The sequence below is a fragment of the Pacificoceanicola onchidii genome (genome assembly GCF_004804335.1).
Taxonomy (GTDB): domain Bacteria; phylum Pseudomonadota; class Alphaproteobacteria; order Rhodobacterales; family Rhodobacteraceae; genus Pacificoceanicola; species Pacificoceanicola onchidii.
Genome location: NZ_SRXY01000007.1, coordinates 12,503 through 30,161, shown reverse-complemented (window position 1 = coordinate 30,161; position 17,659 = coordinate 12,503). Strand labels below are relative to the sequence as shown.

Below are 17,659 nucleotides of genomic sequence, written 5' to 3'. Positions count from 1 at the left end.
CAAAGAAAAACGGCCGATCCCAGGGACCGGCCGTTTTCTTGTGATGTGATCAGGCCGTGGGTTCCGGCTCCATCCCGCCATCGCCTTTCGGCTTGGCCTTGGGTTTGGTTTTCGGGATCGCTGTCACGCTGGGCTTTTCCTCAGCGGCACTGGTGCCATCGTCGTCGTCTTCGGAGGTCGGAGGATCGCCCCGCATAACCCGTTCGATCTCTTCGCCGGTCAGGGTTTCATATTCCAAGAGCCCCTTCGCCAGACGTTCCCAATCGTCCTTGCGGTCCGTCAGGATCTGGAACGCGCGTTCGTAGGCCTCCTGCACGAACCGCTTGACCTCTTCCTCGATCATCTCTTTCGTATGCGCCGATACCGATAGGCCCGCCGTGTTGCCGGAATAGCCCTCTGCCGCCTCACGATAGTCGATGTTGCCAACCTTGTCGGACATGCCCCACTGAAGCACCATGGCACGGGCCAAGGCAGACGCCTGCTGGATGTCGCCGGCCGGTCCGTTCGAGACGTTCTCTTCGCCGTACTTGATGATCTCGGCGGCCTTGCCCGCCATGGTCATCGCCAGCTTTTCCTCGCATTCGGACTTGTGCCAGTTCAGACGGTCGATCTCCGGCAGGGAGACAACCATGCCCAAGGCGCCGCCGCGCGGGATGATCGTCGCCTTGTAGACCGGATCACATTGCGGCAGCGACAGGCCGACAACCGCGTGACCGGCTTCGTGATAGGCGGTCTTTTCCTTCTGGTCGTCGGTCAGAACCATGGAGCGGCGTTCCGCGCCCATCATGACCTTGTCCTTGGCGTTCTCGAAATCTTCCATCGTCACGAAACGACGCCCCACGCGTGCCGCCCAAAGCGCGGCTTCGTTTACAAGGTTCGCCAGATCAGCACCGGAGAAGCCCGGCGTGCCGCGCGCGATGATGCGCAGGTCCACATCGGGGCCAAGCGGCGTCTTGCGAGCGTGCACGCCAAGGATCTTCTCGCGGCCCTTGATGTCCGGATTGCCGACAGTCACCTGGCGGTCGAAACGGCCCGGGCGCAGCAGAGCAGGGTCAAGCACGTCACGGCGGTTGGTCGCGGCGATGATGATGACGCCTTCGTTCGCCTCAAAACCGTCCATCTCGACGAGAAGCTGGTTGAGCGTCTGCTCGCGTTCGTCATTGCCACCACCGTAGCCCTGACCACGGGCCCGGCCCACAGCGTCGATTTCGTCGATGAACACGATGCAAGGCGCGTTTTTCTTGGCCTGTTCGAACATGTCGCGCACGCGGCTGGCACCGACACCGACGAACATTTCAACAAAGTCGGAGCCCGAAATGGTGAAGAACGGCACACCGGCCTCACCGGCCACGGACCGCGCCAGCAGCGTCTTACCGGTTCCCGGAGGACCGACAAGCAAAGCGCCTTTCGGGATTTTGCCACCAAGACGCGAGAATTTCTGCGGGTTGCGCAGGAATTCGACGATCTCTTCAAGCTCTTCCTTGGCCTCGTCGATGCCCGCCACGTCGTCAAACGTCACACGCCCGTGCTTTTCGGTCAGCAGCTTGGCCTTGGACTTGCCAAAGCCCATCGCGCCACCTTTGCCGCCGCCCTGCATGCGGTTCATGAAATAAATCCAGACCCCGATCAGCAGAAGGAACGGCAGAAGCGAAAGCAGGAAGGACTGGAAGCCGGATTGCTCTTGCTGCTCTGCGCGCACAGGGATGTCCTTGTCGACCAGCATTTGCGTGACCGAGGCATCCTCGGGCTTGATGGTGACAAAGTCCTGGCCGTCGTTGGTGCGGAAGCGGACCTGCTCGCCGTCGATGACCACGCTGCTGACGGAATTGTCGTCAACGGCGCGAACAAACTCGGAATAGCTCGCCTCGCGGCTTTGCAGCGTGGAGCCGCCGCCGGAGAAGAGGTTGAACAGCGCCAGGATCAGCAGAAAGAGGACGACCCAGAAGGCGATGTTGCGTGCGTTGCCCAAGGGAAAACTCCTTTGAATTCGGAAAAACGCCTATGTCGGCGTGTTGCAGCGTAACATAGACATGATAACGCGCGGTTCAATGCGAAAGAAGGAAACGATGGAAATCCGGCACGCTTCGGCGCATCGGTCGCAGGACGATGCAATTTGCCTGGCCCAGACCCAGTGCAGGGCAGGCTATCAGCCTGTCTCCCTGCCATAGCGCGGGCAGCGAGCGAGCCGCGTGATAAGGCGGCGCACCTTCGGGTTTTTCTGCAACCTGCCGCCAGCCTGCATCCCCGAGCGCGGCGATATGGCTGGCGCGGCCAAGCTGGAATGACCAGCGCGCGTCCCAAAGCCCATCTGTTGGTGTCTCGGATTCCACCGCTTTGTACTCTCGGAACATGCGAAAACGGGGACCCTCATGCCGAATCTCGCACCCGTTGAGGGTACCGCCCCCGCCTGACAGAACACGCGTCCATAGCGTCTCAACCTTCTCGGCGCGCGGCGCATACTCTGTCGAGGCGACATAGCGCAGGCCAGACGCGATCAGCCGGCGCTGAACCTCAACTGGCAGCAACCCGAATCCATCCCGGTCAAACAGCAAATCCCCGGTGCCCATCGGCTCTTGGCCAACCACCTGCCAGGCCTTGGCGGTGGACTCGTTGAGTGCCCGGCGCGCCTCCGACAGACGCGACGCGGTATGCGCCAGCGCAGACGCGGGCAGCCCTTCGCTTTCCAGTACGGACAGCAACCGCCGCATGCGCACCCTTTCGTAGCCGGGATCATCATTGGACGGATCGTCGGCCCATGGCACCTGAAGCGTTCGAATATAGTGGCGAAGCTCCTCCCGCCGCATCGCGAGACAGGGACGGTAGAGGAAACTTGGACGGCGGCCTTTGGCCTCTTCTTCGCTCAGGCGCGGAGGCAAAGTGCCATCATGGTCCGGCATGGCATCGCCGGGGCGATCCTGCAAAGCGCGCTGTGTGGACATGGCGGACAGGCCGTCCACACCGGAGCCACGCTTTAGACGCATCAGGAAGGTCTCTGCCACATCGTCGAGCGTGTGGGCCACGAGCACATGGCTCAGCCGCCCTTTCCAGAACGACATCAATTCCAGCCTTGCGCGGCGGGCTTCGTCCATGAGGTTGCCCTGCCCGTCCCACGTCCAGCGTAGCGTTGCGTGAGGGTGGCCAAGCGTAGCGCATTCGGCGGCGACCATCGCGGCCTCATCGGCACTTTCCGCGCGCAGGCCATGATCAACCGTCATGACCCAAAGCCGCGTGCCCCAGCGATGCGCCCAGTTGTGCGCCAAAGCCAGCATCGCCATGCTGTCGCCACCGCCGGAAACGGCCAGACCAATGTCAGACGGGAAATCCGGCCCGATCAGCTGCCCCATGGCATCGGTAAAACGTTGATCGAGCGAAAGAGGGGCGTCCGCCATCATCGGCCGGTTACTGGCACCCGAGGTCGGCGCGGCTGCCTGCTGCCTTTTGCACGAAATCGGAAGCCGGATAGCGCCCCGCGACCTCGGCCAGTGTCACGCAGGCTTCCGGTGTGCTGCCGAGTTTGCCGAGCGACACGCCCAGACGCCACAGGGCTTCTGGCGCGGCCTGCGCTTCCGGGAAGCCCGAGTACGCATTCAGATAGCGCCGCGCCGCTTCGCGCGTGTCGCCCTGGCCATCATAAGCGCGCCCTTCGAACACCAGCGCCGCCGCTTCCAGCGGGCCACCTGGGTAGATATCGCGGAAGGTTGCAAACATTTGCGCCGCTGCATGAAAATCACCGGCCTTGAGCGCGTTCTGGGCCGCGACGAAATCGGCTTCTTCGCTCACCGCAAGTTCGCCCGAATGGGATGGCAAACTGTCCGTGCCGGGCTGCTGCGGCGTCGAAACCGCGACCACCTGCGGCGTCTCGCCCCCCAGAGGGCGGGTGGCGCCGATGTTGCCGATGTCGCAGCCTGGCTGCACCTCGCAAACCCGGAACTCCAGATCACCCAGCCGGTTGGTGCCATCGCGCACGACCGTATCGATCCGGTTTTGCATCTGTTCGGTCTTTGCCGTGATCCGGGTAAGTTCGGCCTCAATCGCGTTCACCCGGTCCAGCAACGGCCCGCCGGTTTGCAAACCATCCGCGCCGAAGCCCGTTGTGTTAAGCTCTTGCTTGAGACGCGACAGCTCGTTTTGCAGCACAACAATGTCCTGCCGAATGTCCGCCAGCGTTTCGCTTTGCTGCGCCGGGGCTGTTCCGGCCAGAACGGTCAGCCCAAGGGCCAGAACAACACCAAACTTCATGTCAGACACCCGAACCCATGGAGATCACCGTCACGGAGCGGCGGTTTTTGGCGTAGCAACTTTCGACAGAGCAAATCTCCACCGGGCGTTCCTTGCCATAGGAGATAAACTTCAAACGGCTCGCCGGAACGCCTCGGGACGTCAGGTATTCCATCACGGCGTTGGCGCGGCGTGCGCCCAGCGCGATGTTATACTCGCGCGTGCCCTGCTCGTCCGCGTGCCCTTCGATCACGGCGAGAAAATCGGAGTTGGTCAGCAGCCACTGCGCCTGCGCATCAAGCGTCAGACGCGCTTCGGGGCTCAGGGTCGATTGATCAACGGCAAAGAAGATGCGGTCGCCAACGGTCTGGCTGAAATAGGCCGGGGAGGTGGGATCGTTGGCGCTGCCCGGAATGATCCCAGTGCCAACAGCTGCGCCTGCGTCACCACCCGCGCCTGCTCCATCACCAAACCGATCTGCATTGGTACAGGCCGACATGGCCAGCGCCGCGATCAGCAAAATCGCCTTTGTCATATGTGTCATCGTTCCGTCCTGCTCATTTTTGTTGATTTTGCCCGAAAGCCTACCACAGCCGACAGGTCTGATAAAGTTTGCTCACTGGAGCGGCCCCCAGCTTGGATCCGATCCGCCGGCCGGGGTGCGCACCCGTTTGAGATTACGCCCGGAAATATCCACGGAATAGAGCGCCGAAGCCCCTTGCGCGCCCTGGGTTTCACGCGAGAACATGATCACCCGGCCATTCGGTGCCCACGTGGGGCTTTCGTCAAGGAACGATGCCGTGAGAAGCCGTTCCTCGGACCCATCGGTCCGCATCACCCCGATATGGAACCGGCCCGCGTTCTGCTTGGTGAAGGCCACCTGATCCCCACGCGGAGACCAGACCGGCGTGCCATAGCGGCCATCACCAAAGCTGATGCGTGTCGCTTCGCCGCCCTGCGCGGGCATGATGTAAAGCTGCTGCGTGCCGCTGCGGTCGCTTTCGAAAACAATCTGGCGGCCATCCGGGGAATAGCTCGGCGCGGTTTCAATCGAAGGGCCAAAAGTCAGCTGACGCACCGCGCCCGATGCAATGTCCATGGCCCAAATATCCGTGTTCGAGCCATTGGTCAGCGAGTAGATCACCGTCCGCCCATCCGGCGAGAACCGCGGTGCAAAGCTCATGACACCCTGATCGGCCTGGAACACACGGCTCTGCACATCACCGACATTCAGAACATGCACACGCGGCGTGCCCGTGGCATAGCTGGTATAGAGCACCCGCTCGCCGTTGGGCGAGAAGCGCGGTGCGAGAACAATGGCGTCCGAGCCTGTCAGGTACTGCACGTTGGCCCCATCGTAATCCATGATCGCGAGCCGCTTGGCTCGGGCATTCTTGGGTCCGGTTTCCGAGACAAAGACCACACGGCTGTCGAAATACGGGCTCTCCCCGGTCAGGCGGGCGTAGACCTGATCGGCCACTTTATGTGCCAGCCGCCGCCAGCCGTCCTGTGTTGCGGTGAACTGCATGCCGTCGCCCAGTTCGACGCCGGCAAACACGTCCCAAAGCCGGAACTTCACAACAACCCGCCCTGCCCCGTCGAGGCTTACCGCCCCGGTGATCAGAGCTTGTGCATTGATCGCCTTCCAATCGGCGAAAGGCACCGGCGCGCCAAAGCTGGCAATGGTCGAGATATGCGCGTCACGCGGGATTTCGCGGAAAAGGCCCGTGCCTGTCAGATCTTCGGCAACAACCCGGCTCAGCTCGGCGGCGAGCTGTCCTGCATCCGGGGTTTCGGCAACAAAAGCCGGGATCGCGTAAGGCATCGGCTCAACGACGCCTTCGGTGATCTCGATCCTTAGAGGTTCCTGAGCCATCACGGCCAAGGGAGCCAAGCCCCCAATCAGCGCCAGAACCGCAATCAAAAGACTGGCAAGTCGCCGCATCATGTCTCGTCCCTCCTCGGGGTCTGCTCATATCCCCGGCAGTTTGCGCCACCATAGGCGCATTTACCGAATTGCAAAACACCCGGCACCGGGGCCGTCACGGGGAATTTGCGCGGTTTGCTGCTCATCGCAGACGCATTTGTGCCGGGTTGAAGGTCATTTCGATCTTTCGCCACTGCTCGTATTTCTCCGTCGGCAGATCATAGCCGTCTTTCTGGCAACGCAGCACCGCGCGACGTGCGGCTTGGAACGCCGTATCAACCGCCGCGCCGCTGCCGCCACTGGCACCGATCATGTCGATGCTGCCCGAAATCACTCGGCCATCCCGGCCCATTTCCATTGCAAGCGTCACGGTCACATTCGCAGCCTGACTGCCGACGTCCACGACCCAGCATTCCTGAACCGCCAAACGCAGCCCCTCACGTTCACCACGCGTCATAGGCGGCCCGCTGGGTGCGTCAGGCTCCGTGCCGCCAGACAAGGCTTCTGCCAAAGCCGCCGTGACGGCATCGGCCGTATCGGCCTCGTCCGGGACAGGCTCGGGCCGGGCGGTTTCAACCGGCTGTTCCGGTACCGATGGCCGTACATTTGCAGGACGTGTCTTTGGACGCAGGCTGGCGGTTGGGGCGACGCTGTGTGCCGGTTCCTCGGCTTCGGTGACGATCTCCGTTGCCGCCTCTTCCGGCGCGGTTGCTTCCTGCGCGTCTTCCACTTGATCCGGGTTTTCCGCGTCTGGATCTGCGGCCTGCTGGACCTCTTCGGCCACGGTGGTGTCCGGCTCTGGGGGCGCAACAGACTCTGGCGCAACGCGCGGGGCGGGTCGCGGGACAGGGCGCACCGACTGCTCCGGCGCGAAAACCGGCGGCGGCGCAGGCGTGGGAGCTGGCACGGGGTCGGGATCGGGCGCTGGGGGCTCGATTGGCGTTGGAACAGGGGCCGGTTGTGGCGCTGGGTCGGGCTCTGGAAGCGGCTCTGGTTCCGGCGTCGGTTCAGGCTCCGGCGGAGTCGGCTCCGGCGCAGGCTCAGGTTCCGGTTCAGGTGCGGGCGTAGGTTCAGGAGCCGGTTCGGGCTCTGGTTCGGGGTCGGGCGAGGGCGGTGCAGAGGGCTGTGTGAGCGCCGCAAACTCCGCCTCGGACAAAACAGAGACATCCGCCACCTGCATGTCAGGCGGATCGGCGTCAAAGACACCGCCAACCATGAGCCACAGCAACAGAAGGCCGTGGGCACCGGCGGATATGGACTGCCCCTTTGTCACGTCCTGACCCTACTGATCCGTGCCGTTCAGCGCCGGGCCGCCAATGTCGGTCACAAGCCCGATCGACGAAAAGCCGCCAGCGTTCAAAGCGCCCATGACCTGAGCCACCTCTTCGTAAGGCACAACGCCATCGGCACGCAGGTAAACACGGTCATCGCTGCGTTCTGCGGCAATCGCCCGCAGACGCGGAACAAGATCATCCCGGCTGATTTCGGTCGACTGCAGAAGGATCGAGCCGTCTGCGGCGATCGTGACGGTCAAAGGTTCCTCGGTTTCTTGCGGCAAGGCCTGCGCGGCAGTCTTCGGCAGCTCCACCGGCACACCCACGGTCAGCAAAGGCGCGGCCACCATGAAAATGATCAGAAGTACCAGCATCACGTCCACAAACGGCGTGACGTTGATCTCGGACATGGGCTGCGTGCCACCGCTCCTGCGGCGACGCCTGCGGCGGCTTCCGCCCCCGCCCCCGGATTTCACCACACTCGCAGCCATGGCTCAGCTGTCCAACTGGCGCGAAAGGATGGTGGAAAACTCGTCGGCAAAGGCCTCGTAGCCACTGAGGATGCGATCACTGTCAGCCGAAAGCTTGTTGTAGAAAACAACGGCTGGAATAGCCGCCATCAGGCCCAGCCCCGTGGCAAGAAGCGCTTCGGCGATACCGGGGGCCACAACCACCAGCGAAGTGTTCTGCTGCTGCGCAATCTCGATGAAAGAGTGCATGATGCCGAACACCGTGCCGAAGAGCCCGACGAAGGGGGCTGTCGAGCCCACGGTTGCCAGCACCGGCAAACCTTTCTGCAAGGCTTCAGCCTCTTTCTGGATGGACACATCCATGCTGCGGTCAATCCGGCTCTGGGCATTGGCGATCAGCCCGCCATCTTCGCGATGCGAGCGCCGCCACTCAGTCATGCCCGAGGCAAACACCCGCTCGGCCCGTCCGGTTGGCTCAGGGCCCAGCTGGTCGTAAAGCTCGTCCAGCGGCTCCCCTGACCAGAACGCCTGATCAAACCGCGCCGCTTCTTTGCGGGCTTTTCGGTAGGCTACCAGTTTGTCAATGATGATGCCCCACGACCAGATGGAGGCGATGATCAGCACCAGCATCACCAGTTTGACGGTCAGTGTTGCGCGCGCAAACAGCGCCCACATGGAGAAATCGATCTCCTGCGCGAGCGCAAGGGTTTCTGTTTCCATGAACCTGCTCTTTTTCTGCCTCTCAGCCCTCTGTTGGGGCCGTAATTACGGGATTCATACCCGATTTGCAGGGGAAAGGCCAACAGATTGCGGCAGACCGCCGGAAATATCGCAGGATCGGCGGGACTTTGCCCGAGGGGCTCTCACGATCGCTTGACTGGCGTGCGTTGATGGGATGGCGGGCGGGGCGGCTTTCGGCCAAGGGCCGGAACAGCGTCGTCTGCCGGCTCACCCTCTCTGAAAACTAAGATGGCCTGCTTCGCCACGACAGCAACGCGTTGCGGCCAACCTGTCGCAATGAAATCGGCTTGTACCATGTCGTTCGGTGTCGCATCGGATGCTGCGCCGATAACCGAGCGAACACGCTCCATTGCTGCCAACTCAGCCTCGCTCAAAGCTCCTTGATCAATTGGCTCAGGTGTATCGCTGTAAGGAAACCAATCGAACATCATTTCGAAGTACCCTGAAAAACCCAAAGCATTGAGTGTCTCTTCGAAGTCAACGAGGCTCTCTACCGCCCAGATCATGCCTTGACGGACTGAAACAACCACATCGGGGTCTGGAAGAGTCAATGAACCTTCTTTCTCAAACCCACAGGAAGCCGAGACGGTTGGCCTTCTGTTGTCGCGCAAACCGCCGTGACCTCTGCGCGGAACAGGGCTTCCTCGCCGCGGACCACCTCTTGCAGCATGACCAAACGCACGCCGGTCATAGCCTTCACCGTGGTCCGGACTTCGAGAGCGTCATCGTATTTGGCTGGCAAAAGGTAATCGCATTCGATCCGCCGCACTACAAACACGATGCCCTCTTCGCGCATGGCGTTCTGGTCCAACCCCTGTTCCTTGACCCAATCCGAGCGCGCGCGTTCGATGAATTTCAGGTAGTTGGCGTGATACACGATCCCGGCCATGTCAGTGTCTTCGTAATAAACACGAACGGGAAAAACGTGTGCGTGCGGCATGGGGTTTGGTCTCCGGTGTTGCTGCGCGGACTCTAGCGAGAGGCCCGTGCCGTGAAAAGAGGTCCGCGCAAGATAGCCCCTTACCTCGAGCGCTTCCGTCTTCCACCTGCGCTGCGGGCATGAAACGTAGGCGGGCGTTTCGCGACCCACGAGAGGAACTTGGCCATGCGCGGATGCGCCCGCAAGGCTTCGACAGTGCTGTACTCCCGCGCCAGCTCCGCCTCTGTAAAAACCGCGTGGATTTCTGAATGGCAAATCTGGTGGAGCAGCACCGTGGGCCCGCCTTTCCCGCCTTTCAGCTTGGGGATCAGGTGGTGGAGGCTTTGCTTGGCCTCTGCCGGAATATGGCGCAGGCACAGGGGGCAAATCGGGTCGGACATGCTGCATCCTCCCGCAGCCGAGGCCCAAAGGCAAACGGGCGCCCCGGTTGGGACGCCCGCGCTGCGGTAAGCGGATCAGATTATTCCGAACCGAACACCGGGATTGCTGTTCCGGCCTGAACCGGTTGCGCCGTTGGCGCGGCACCGCCCGGAAGACCGCCCATGGCCGCTTTGAGCAAGGTCACGCGTTCCGGCATGCCTGCGCCAAAGACCGCCTTTGCGCCACTGTCGAGCGCCTCGGTCGCCTGTCCGTACCAGGCCAGCGACAAGTCCGCGCGTTCCGGCATACCAAAGCCCTGGCTCAGATGGTGCCCGATCAGCTCTGCGTAAGGCGCCTTGCCCAGCGCAACCAGCACAAGCGCAGACCCCACTGCCGCATTCATGTCATCGGTTTTGTAGCCAGACGACAGGCAGACCATCGCCGTGTTCTCAAGCTGCGCCGGGGCCATGCCCGAACCAAGCACAAACTGCCCGACGTTCCGCAGGACATCGACGCGCGGCTGCAGCGCCGCGGCATTCACGTGATCTTTCAACAGCGTGCCGAAACCGGCGCATTGCTGAGAGATCTGCTCGGCCGTAACACCAGTCAAATCCGCCACCAACACGTCGCCGTTGGCCATCGCATAGCTGCGCGAGAAACACATCTGCTCTCCCATGGCCGCCATCGGGTCCGTCATCGTGTCCGCCGTGACATACCCGCCGTTGGTGGTGGTCAGGAGCGTGACCATGTTGCAATGCGACGCGAGCGAGCGTTCCGGGGCGGCGCCTCCGCCAAAGAAGCTCGGCATGGCCGTGCCAGACACTGCAGCCGTTTGCGGCGCCTGAACCGAGGGCACCGCCGAAGGCACCGGCGCGGTCCCGCCGCCTGTCGAGACAGTCACCGCTGCCATCTGGGTCTGTGGCTGCTGTGGCATCGGGGCCGGAACAGGGGCTGGCACAGGCGCTGCGGCCATAAGCGTGCCGCCATCGTTGGTTTTGGAACAGGTGCCACGTGTGCAGGCAAACATCGCCGGGGTCACGTTGAACGCCTGAAAATCGTTCCGTTCATAGCCCTCCGGGGTCGACGCAAAGACGCGCACGGTACAAGCCTGCGCCGAACACCAGAAGGCCGAACCGGTCACAGAGGTGTCGATGATGTAGTCGGTCTGACCATCGCCGTTGATGTCCGCAAGCTGGATAAAGCCGTGCCGGTTCACCAGTTGCTCTGCCGTCGGGTCGGAACTCTTGGCAATCTCGTTGACAGTCTGGGCGATCACCGGCGGCAGCCCGTAATGCCCCGCCAGCGCCGAGCGCGCGCCCACGCCGCCCGTCTGCTCGTCACGGTAATCGAGCAACAGGCCCTGAACCCCGCGCGGATTTTGCGCGATCAGGGTTGCCGTGGTCGCACCGCCCGCTTGGGCGCGTTGGTACGATGTCATCAGGAAGTTCCGCTCGAACTCCGTCAGTTGACCAGAGGCCACATAGCCCATCAAGACCTGGTATTGCGTAACGGCTGCGCGGGACTTGCGCCCCAACACGCCATCGGGAGAGCCTGCGTTGAAGCCAAAGTAATTGAGTGCCGTTTGCGTTTCGCGGTTTTGGGCACGCGCAGCGGAGTATTTCGGCTTGGAACTCGTCGTTCTACGGACCGTTGTTGTGCGCCTTTTCGGCTGATTGGCAATCGCACCGCCAATGATCCCGACAGCAAGCCCCTTGATGAAATCATCAGCTGCCGCTGGAGCCGGCGAAAAACCGATTCCGGCCATCATTGCAGCGAAAACAAACTTCTTTGACATACGTTTTCTCCCTTAAACAGATGGGGTTATTAAGAGGCTGACGCTGATTCGATACAAGCGAATTGCCCCCGCTTCTCTAACGCCCCGCGTGTAGGGTTCCCGATTGTTCCTGAACTTGCGGTTAATGGCCGAGCGAAATCCGTCATTGTTCACGTTACGGAAGGCAAGTTCCAAAGCGCCGCCGCCCCTTGCCCCGGCAAGCTGTGCAAGGCACAAGTCTGGTCAAACCTGTTTTCGCAGAAAGCTTCCGACGCGCCATGCTCTTTGATCCTGCCTCTCTGCCGCCAGCTCTTCAGCCTGTCGTGGGATACGCGCTTCAGGGGCTGGACATCGCCAAAGCCTGGCTGACCTCGCCTGCCGCCTGGTCGCAGTTTGGTCTGCTTGCGGCGTCTTTCGTGCTGGCCCTGCTGCTGACCCGGCAGCTCAAACCGCTGCTGACGGGATGGCTCACGCCTGCCGAAGGCAAACGCGGGCTGCTGACAACGATCCGGCGTTTTGCGCTGATCTTCGTACCGCTCCTGCTGCCGGTGCTTGCCTTTGCCTTCACCGCAATCGGCGAACAGGCAACCCGCGCCCTGTTCGGCTCTGGCGCTGTCATTGCCTTTGGCAAACGTCTCTTCCTGTTTCTGGCTGCACGCATCCTTGTGCACGAGATTGTCACCGATGGTTTCCTGAAGGTTCTGGGCCGCTTCATCCTGCTGCCGATCATGGCGCTTTATGCAGTCGGGTTCCTCGACGACTCCATTGCCGAGTTGAACGAGATGACCATTGCCCTCGGCAACATCGAGTTCACCGTCATGTCGGTGATCCGTGGTGTGATCGCCGGGTCCATCCTGTTCTGGCTGGGCCGCTGGTCCAACACGCAGACCGGGACCTTCATCAACAACCAGCAGGAAATGCCGCCCGCCACGCGGCAACTGGCCTCCAAGGCCGCCGAGATCGCCATTTTCGGCATCGCTTTCCTGCTGTTGATGAACATCATGGGCATTCCGCTCACCTCCTTGGCGGTGCTCAGCGGGGCCATTGGTGTCGGTCTTGGATTTGGTCTGCAAAAAATCGCGTCGAATTATATCTCCGGCGTCATCCTGCTGCTGGAAGGACAGGCCACCGTCGGTGACTTTGTCGAACTGGACAATGGCGAAGCAGGGACGATTGTTCAGACAACGGCCCGCGCGATGATCCTGGAGACCTTCGATGGCCGCTGGGTTGTGGTCCCGAACGAGGACTTCATCACCACGCGGATCGTCAATTACTCCGATCAAGGCAGCGCCAACCGCTACGAAGTCCCGTTCTCGGTCAGCTATGACACAGACATAAACCTTGTTCCGGACATCATCGAAAGGGCGGTCGCCACGCATCCGGACGTCCTGGATGATCCGTTCCCGCCTGATTGTGAATGGCGCGCCTTCGGGGATAGCGGGATCGAGTTTGCCGTCGAGTTTTGGGTGAACGGGCTTGATGACGGGAAGAACAAGTACAGCTCTGACGTCGGCTTCCTCATCTGGAACGCCCTCAAGGAACATGACATCGAAATCCCCTACCCGCGCCGCGTGGTCGAGTTGCGCAAGGCGGAAGACGATGCTTAACCGCGTGCCCGTACCTCACACCCCCACGCCCGGCGGTCCGGAATGCCTCGGGCGCTGATCATTGGCGGTGGGCCTGCCGGTCTGATGGCTGCAGATGCGCTTGTGTCCGCCGGCATCGACACAACGCTCTGCGAAGCCAAACCATCGCTTGCGCGCAAGTTCCTGATGGCCGGGAAGTCCGGGCTGAACCTGACCCGGATGCAGGACATCGAGACGTTTCTGAACCACTATTCGCACGGTCGGGAAAAACTCGAACCCATGCTGCGCGCCTTTCCACCCGATGCGATAAAGGCATGGGCAGAAGGATTGGGGCAAGACACGTTCACCGGCTCCACATTGCGCCTCTTTCCGAAGGTCATGAAAGCCTCGCCGCTTCTGCGCGCGTGGCTTGCGCGGCTCGACGGTATGGGGTTGGCCGTGAACACCCGGTGGCGTTGGACCGGCTGGGACGGGGTGGCGCACCATTTTGACACACCGGATGGCCCCACGGCACTCGAAGCGGATGTGACCATTTTTGCTTTGGGCGGTGGAAGCTGGGCGCGGCTTGGCTCAGACGGCGCCTGGACCATCCCCTTCGCCGAACAAGGCCTGCCCGTTGCTCCCTTCTCCCCATCAAACGCCGGGCTGATCGTGCCGTGGTCGGCCCACATGACACGTCATTTCGGCGCGCCTCTCAAGAACGTTCGGTTCCAGTCCGAAGCTCACACAAGCCGTGGAGAAGCCGTGATTTCCAAACGCGGGCTTGAAGGTGGCGCGATCTATCCGCTGACCCCCGCCCTGCGCGAGGGTGCCGCGCTGTACGTTGATCTATGCCCGGACATTGATGCGCAGACACTCATCAACCGCCTGTCAAAGCCGCGCGGCAAGCAAAGCCTGTCCAACGTCTTGCGCAAATCGCTTAAACTCAACCCTGCGGCCCAGGCCTTGCTGATGGAATGCGGCCGCCCTTTGCCGCCCGAGCCCGCAGCCTTGGCAACGCTCGTGAAGCACCTGCCCGTCCCGCACCAGGGCCCGCGCCCGATTGACGAGGCCATCTCGACAGCCGGTGGCCTGAAATGGGATGCGCTGACAGTTGATCTCATGCTGAAAAGCCATCCCGGCACCTATTGCGCTGGCGAGATGCTGGATTGGGATGCCCCGACAGGTGGCTATCTCTTGTCCGCCTGTCTTGCGACCGGCCTTTGGGCCGGACAGGCCGCCGCCAAGGCGTGTTTGCGAGCCTAGAAACGGGTTATTCCCAGCGGTACCCAATCGAATCTGGCCCCGCCTCACCGTTGGCCGCCACCCGCGAAGCATCCCCCCCGCGCTTGATCAATGCTTGCCGGATGGCTTCCGCGCGGCGCCGCGCACGCTGTTTGTCCAGCGCCTCGAAACCGGTTCCGATGCTTTGCACGTCGATGGTCAGCGCAAGATCGCCCGTCCAGGTGCAGGCCCGCGCGAAGGCCGCCACGGGCGCAAGCGCAAGAGCCGCGTCATAGCGGAGCGCAAAGGAGCCTTCCTGAAACGGGACCTCGGGCAACGAGGTCATGCCCTTCTCACAGGTAGAGGCGGAGACCTCAGGGCGCACCACCGGCAACCAGAAGCCATCGGTGAAAACCTGGGCCTCTCCGGTTAGGACATGGGTGCGCTGCGTCCCGAGACGCGGCTCCGCCGCCTGTTCAACCTTTGCGTCGAGAGGCACGTCTTCGGGCGTCACACCTTGTGTAACCGTGGCCGAGAGCGTCAGATCGCCTTCGGCAAATTCGAGCGTCGCCGTTTCGATGACCGGCAGAACATTCGCCAAGGCCCGCAAACGATTCAATGCCTCCACGCCGGAGCCGTAAGGCCCCACGGTCGGCGTGCCGCGCATGCTCTCAAGACCCAGTGCCTCGGCCAAAATCTGCGCGTTGAGATCCATTGGCAGCTTGCCGGTGATCGCCGCTCCGGTTGCCGCATCATAGGAGACTGTGAAAGCCACCGGCGCGCCATCGTCTGCAAGCAGAACATCCGCCGCGCCCGCATCGCCCAGCGCGTCACGCATTGCCTGTCGTGCGGCCGGGTTGGCTGCGACACCGGACAGACGCACCCCCTCCGCATCATACCGCATTTGCCCCTCCCGCAGGGTGACAAGCGCCTTCAGACCGGTCCAGACAGGGTCGGCCCAGTCGTTCATATCCGGAATGCTCCCAATCTCCGTACTGTCCAACACCGACACGGGTCGGTTTATCTTTGCTGCGATGGTCTCACCCGGATCCGGGTGTGCCGCATCGGGCTCATGCACATCAAACCAGCCCCAGAAAAACGCAGGAACGTCGCCATTGGTTCGCAGGATTTCGCCATCCCAATCCGCTTCAAACCAAAACGGCGCGCCGGTGTCGGAGGGCACAAGCTGTGCCAGCATAGTCCACCGCTCCGGCAATGCGTCCTGCAACGCTTCGATCTGCCCCGCCTGCTCATCCGAAACCGGTACGCCGTTGAAGGTCACAAGGCCTGGTGTCACGGTAATCGCTCCGCTCTGCAACGCCGGAATCCGTGGCAGAACCGCTGTCAGCGCCTGTGCAAAAGCCCCGTCATCCATGTTCCCCGCCGCCTCATAGCTGCGGCGGCTGAACACCTCCTGCAGATCCGGCATCGCGCTCCAATCGAAACCAGGTGGTGTTTTCGCCTCGAAGCGCACACCCATCACAGGATCCCGGCTGAAGATAAAGCTGTACGGCAGACCGTCATCCAGCGCCTTTATGTCCGTTTCAAGCGCGTAGCCTTCCGGTATGTCACCCAGCTTGAAGCGCACCGCATCCGCCTGCGCCGGGAAGGTTGTTGTGCCGGACAGCACGGCCGTTTGCCCGTCCAATCGCGCCACACCGGAAACGTCCAGCCCTGCCAAAGCTACAGCCAGACGCGTTGCGACGTCGGACCAGTTGCCATCCGGGACGCCGGTCGCAACGGTCAACTGGCTGGCCTCGATGCCAAGCGTCCCGCCAATCGCATCCCGCGTCTGCGCGTTCGGAACAAACCCCTCCGCTTCGATTTCTCCGGTGGACACCTCGCGCCGCATCGTCAGGACAAAGCGGTCGACCGCTGGCAATATCTCCAGCTTGGAGACAACGCTTTCGACACCTTGCAGCGCCCTGAGCGAAGCGACCACGGACGCGGCTTCGGCCTCGCTTTCCACCCGGCCGGAAACGGTCACGGCGCGCCGTTCGACCGCCACGGACAAGGGATGTTTCGCCTGGTAGAGAACCCCCTGCGCTTCGGCCCTGATCCCCGCCGCCACCAGCGCGTCCTCGTTTGGCACACGGAACACACCCAGTCCGATCACGACCAGGACAATCACGACGATGGCGAGGAAATCGCGCATGCGCGGGGCTTAGACGGCGGCCTTCAGGCTTTCTTCGAGATAAATCTCGCGCAACCGCAGCGCTCGTTCACCCGGAACACCGCCGCCAATTGCAGCGCCGTCAATCTCGACCACCGGCATCACAAAGGTTGAAGCCGAGGTGACAAAAGCCTCATCCGCGTCCTTGACCTCGTCGATGGTGAAGTTGCGCTCTTCGACTTTCATCTGTGCTTCACGGGCAAAGCGCAGAACGGCCGCTCGGGTGATCCCGTGCAGAATGTCGTTCGAAAGCGCCCGCGTGATGATCGTGTTGCCCTTGATGATGTAGGCGTTGTTGCTGGTGCCTTCGGTCACAAAACCGTCTTCGACCATCCAGGCATCATCCGCCCCCGCCTTCTTGGCCATCATCTTGCCCATGGACGGGTAGAGAAGCTGCACGGTTTTGATGTCCCGCCGCCCCCAGCGCACATCCTCGATGGAAATGACCTTGATACCTTTCTTGGCCACCGGATTATTTGCCAGACCGGGCTTGTTCTGGGTGAACAGGACCAGCGTCGGCTCCGTGGTTTCGGGATCCGGGAAGACAAAATCACGATCATCCGGTGCGCCGCGTGTGATCTGAAGATAAATCATCCCTTCTTCGATTCCGTTCAGACGGACCAACTCGCGGTGGATTTCCAGCAGATCGTCAAACGCCTTGGGCTTCGGCATATCAAGCTCGTTCAGGGAGCGCTCGAGCCGTTTCGCATGGCCGTCAAAGTCGATCAGTTTGCCGTCCAGAACCGAGGTCACCTCGTACACACCATCCGCCATCAGGAACGCCCGGTCAAAGATGCTCACCTTGGCCTCAGCCTCGGGCAGGTATTCTCCGTTCAGATAGACGGTGCGGGTCATGATGATGGTCCTCTCAGAAGTATCCTGCTTGGGTGATCTTAGGTTCCTGCGGCAAGGTCAAGGGTGCGTGAAAATCTGTGCATCCCGTCGCGTCGCCGGATCCGGGCCCACTTTTCCCGCAATCAGACAGTCAAACTG

The 17,659-nt window shown here is 61.9% G+C and carries 16 protein-coding genes; 2 read left to right on the top strand and 14 right to left on the bottom strand.

Annotated elements, in window-relative coordinates; all coding sequences use genetic code 11:
• Positions 1 to 49: 49 nt before the first annotated feature.
• The 12 genes from ftsH to E4662_RS17285 all read right to left on the bottom strand — a co-directional run bounded on the left by ftsH (position 50) and on the right by E4662_RS17285 (position 11,725).
• Positions 50 to 1,969, bottom strand: coding sequence for an ATP-dependent zinc metalloprotease FtsH (gene ftsH, locus E4662_RS17345; RefSeq protein WP_136442878.1), 1,920 nt, complete (start codon positions 1,967 to 1,969; stop codon positions 50 to 52).
• A 76-nt stretch (positions 1,970 to 2,045) separates the two neighbouring features.
• Positions 2,046 to 3,389: a tRNA lysidine(34) synthetase TilS gene (gene tilS / locus E4662_RS17340; RefSeq protein WP_240705234.1), complete on the bottom strand. Its 1,344-nt coding sequence runs from the start codon at positions 3,387 to 3,389 to the stop codon at positions 2,046 to 2,048.
• A gap of 10 nt (positions 3,390 to 3,399) precedes the next feature.
• A complete protein-coding gene (ybgF, locus tag E4662_RS17335; protein ID WP_136442876.1) occupies positions 3,400 to 4,239 on the bottom strand; it encodes a tol-pal system protein YbgF in 840 nt (279 codons plus the stop codon).
• A 1-nt stretch (position 4,240) separates the two neighbouring features.
• The gene (gene pal / locus E4662_RS17330) at positions 4,241 to 4,762 is read right to left on the bottom strand and encodes a peptidoglycan-associated lipoprotein Pal (protein ID WP_136442875.1); all 522 of its coding nucleotides are present in this window, start codon (positions 4,760 to 4,762) and stop codon (positions 4,241 to 4,243) included.
• A gap of 72 nt (positions 4,763 to 4,834) precedes the next feature.
• On the bottom strand, positions 4,835 to 6,166 hold the full coding sequence (tolB, locus tag E4662_RS17325; RefSeq protein WP_136442874.1) for a Tol-Pal system beta propeller repeat protein TolB: 1,332 nt from the start codon (positions 6,164 to 6,166) through the stop codon (positions 4,835 to 4,837).
• Between the two features lie 121 nt (positions 6,167 to 6,287).
• A complete protein-coding gene (locus E4662_RS17320; RefSeq protein WP_240705233.1) occupies positions 6,288 to 7,418 on the bottom strand; it encodes a cell envelope biogenesis protein TolA in 1,131 nt (376 codons plus the stop codon).
• Positions 7,419 to 7,427: 9 nt separating this feature from the next.
• Positions 7,428 to 7,910, bottom strand: coding sequence for a protein TolR (tolR, locus tag E4662_RS17310; RefSeq protein ID WP_136442872.1), 483 nt, complete (start codon positions 7,908 to 7,910; stop codon positions 7,428 to 7,430).
• A gap of 3 nt (positions 7,911 to 7,913) precedes the next feature.
• Positions 7,914 to 8,609 (bottom strand): protein TolQ, encoded by a 696-nt coding sequence (tolQ, locus tag E4662_RS17305; protein WP_136442871.1) that lies wholly within the window; start codon positions 8,607 to 8,609, stop codon positions 7,914 to 7,916.
• Between the two features lie 143 nt (positions 8,610 to 8,752).
• Positions 8,753 to 9,181 (bottom strand): hypothetical protein, encoded by a 429-nt coding sequence (locus tag E4662_RS17300; protein WP_136442870.1) that lies wholly within the window; start codon positions 9,179 to 9,181, stop codon positions 8,753 to 8,755.
• Entirely contained in the window at positions 9,178 to 9,570 is a 393-nt protein-coding gene (gene ybgC, locus E4662_RS17295) for a tol-pal system-associated acyl-CoA thioesterase (protein WP_136442869.1), read from the bottom strand. The genes E4662_RS17300 and ybgC overlap by 4 nt, the downstream gene beginning before the upstream one ends.
• An 80-nt stretch (positions 9,571 to 9,650) precedes the next feature.
• Positions 9,651 to 9,950: an HNH endonuclease gene (locus tag E4662_RS17290; protein ID WP_136442868.1), complete on the bottom strand. Its 300-nt coding sequence runs from the start codon at positions 9,948 to 9,950 to the stop codon at positions 9,651 to 9,653.
• An 80-nt stretch (positions 9,951 to 10,030) separates the two neighbouring features.
• On the bottom strand, positions 10,031 to 11,725 hold the full coding sequence (locus E4662_RS17285) for a peptidoglycan-binding domain-containing protein (RefSeq protein ID WP_136442867.1): 1,695 nt from the start codon (positions 11,723 to 11,725) through the stop codon (positions 10,031 to 10,033).
• A gap of 257 nt (positions 11,726 to 11,982) precedes the next feature.
• Between E4662_RS17285 and E4662_RS17280 the strand changes: the two genes are divergently transcribed.
• Both E4662_RS17280 and E4662_RS17275 read left to right on the top strand, forming a co-directional pair.
• Positions 11,983 to 13,311, top strand: a complete 1,329-nt coding sequence (locus E4662_RS17280) for a mechanosensitive ion channel family protein (protein ID WP_136442866.1) — start codon at positions 11,983 to 11,985, stop codon at positions 13,309 to 13,311.
• Positions 13,312 to 13,353: 42 nt separating this feature from the next.
• Complete coding sequence (locus tag E4662_RS17275) at positions 13,354 to 14,535, top strand: TIGR03862 family flavoprotein (protein WP_136442865.1); 1,182 nt, start codon at positions 13,354 to 13,356, stop codon at positions 14,533 to 14,535.
• Positions 14,536 to 14,542: 7 nt separating this feature from the next.
• Here the strand turns inward: E4662_RS17275 and E4662_RS17270 are convergent, their stop codons facing one another.
• Positions 14,543 to 16,648, bottom strand: coding sequence for a BON domain-containing protein (locus E4662_RS17270; protein ID WP_136442864.1), 2,106 nt, complete (start codon positions 16,646 to 16,648; stop codon positions 14,543 to 14,545).
• Positions 16,649 to 16,657: 9 nt separating this feature from the next.
• Entirely contained in the window at positions 16,658 to 17,521 is an 864-nt protein-coding gene (locus tag E4662_RS17265; protein ID WP_206080308.1) for a D-amino-acid transaminase, read from the bottom strand.
• Positions 17,522 to 17,659: the final 138 nt, after the last annotated feature.

What these genes read in the sequence shown, in the direction of transcription:
- E4662_RS17275 (WP_136442865.1), top strand. Translation starts at nt 13,354, where the DNA reads ATGCCTCGGGCGCTGATCATTGGCGGTGGGCCTGCCGGTCTGATGGCT.
- E4662_RS17265 (WP_206080308.1), bottom strand. Translation starts at nt 17,521, where the DNA reads ATGACCCGCACCGTCTATCTGAACGGAGAATACCTGCCCGAGGCTGAG.
- tolR (WP_136442872.1), bottom strand. Translation starts at nt 7,910, where the DNA reads ATGGCTGCGAGTGTGGTGAAATCCGGGGGCGGGGGCGGAAGCCGCCGC.
- E4662_RS17270 (WP_136442864.1), bottom strand. Translation starts at nt 16,648, where the DNA reads ATGCGCGATTTCCTCGCCATCGTCGTGATTGTCCTGGTCGTGATCGGA.
- tolQ (WP_136442871.1), bottom strand. Translation starts at nt 8,609, where the DNA reads ATGGAAACAGAAACCCTTGCGCTCGCGCAGGAGATCGATTTCTCCATG.
- ybgF (WP_136442876.1), bottom strand. Translation starts at nt 4,239, where the DNA reads ATGAAGTTTGGTGTTGTTCTGGCCCTTGGGCTGACCGTTCTGGCCGGA.
- pal (WP_136442875.1), bottom strand. Translation starts at nt 4,762, where the DNA reads ATGACACATATGACAAAGGCGATTTTGCTGATCGCGGCGCTGGCCATG.
- E4662_RS17290 (WP_136442868.1), bottom strand. Translation starts at nt 9,950, where the DNA reads ATGTCCGACCCGATTTGCCCCCTGTGCCTGCGCCATATTCCGGCAGAG.
- ybgC (WP_136442869.1), bottom strand. Translation starts at nt 9,570, where the DNA reads ATGCCGCACGCACACGTTTTTCCCGTTCGTGTTTATTACGAAGACACT.
- E4662_RS17280 (WP_136442866.1), top strand. Translation starts at nt 11,983, where the DNA reads ATGCTCTTTGATCCTGCCTCTCTGCCGCCAGCTCTTCAGCCTGTCGTG.
- E4662_RS17285 (WP_136442867.1), bottom strand. Translation starts at nt 11,725, where the DNA reads ATGTCAAAGAAGTTTGTTTTCGCTGCAATGATGGCCGGAATCGGTTTT.
- tolB (WP_136442874.1), bottom strand. Translation starts at nt 6,166, where the DNA reads ATGATGCGGCGACTTGCCAGTCTTTTGATTGCGGTTCTGGCGCTGATT.
- tilS (WP_240705234.1), bottom strand. Translation starts at nt 3,389, where the DNA reads ATGGCGGACGCCCCTCTTTCGCTCGATCAACGTTTTACCGATGCCATG.